Origin of the sequence: Halomonas sp. ND22Bw, assembly GCF_003011945.1 — a bacterium.
GTDB lineage: Bacteria > Pseudomonadota > Gammaproteobacteria > Pseudomonadales > Halomonadaceae > Halomonas > Halomonas halophila.
In genome coordinates, this window is the sequence record NZ_PXWD01000055.1 from 1 (window position 1) to 646 (window position 646).

A 646-nucleotide genomic window follows, 5' to 3' on the forward strand; every position below is an offset into this window, starting at 1 on the left:
AAGCCGATCCAGCCCGACGCCCTGCTGAACGCCATCCGCCTGGTGATGACCGCCGCCGCAGAGGCCACCGCCCTATCCCAGGCGGCCTAGTAGAAACCGTCTTTCCGGGGCGTCCGCAGGACGAACCCGGACCCGAAGGGCGGCGCTTAGCAGCCAACCCATGAGGCTCGCACCACTGCACTGAATACGTACAGCACCGGTGCCGCGGCCCTGGGTTCCGGGTTCTTCGCTTTGCTCCGCCCCGGAATGACGATCTGAGATTTCGATCCACTGAATGTCGATTGGCCCTAGTTGCCCAACCGCCATGCCGCCGCAACCGGCTGGATGTCCAGATTTGCCGCCTTGGCCAGTCGGATCAGACGGTCGATGTCGTCGGGCCGGCAACCATACGGCGTGGGCGCGTCGCTGACGTCGTGGCCATAGGCGAGCAGCCAGCCCTGCGACGCCGAGGTGTCCGCGATCAGCGCCTCCAGGTCGTAACCTGGCAGGCGGCGGCTCTCCAGACCAATGGCCTGCAACAGATTACGGTCCGCAGTCCCCGTGTTGACGCCATCGCGCACCCCGCGTCCGCACAGGAACCGGCGGTCGATCACCGGCTTGGCCGTCCGCGCGCAATCGCCGAACGGATAGGCGAACGTCTGCATAC

Annotated in this window: 1 pseudogene; it reads right to left on the reverse strand. The window is 66.3% G+C overall.

What is annotated here, in order from left to right:
- Nucleotides 1–287 precede the first annotated feature (287 nt).
- Nucleotides 288–646: pseudogene (locus tag CVH10_RS16920) on the reverse strand (hypothetical protein); the annotation flags it as partial.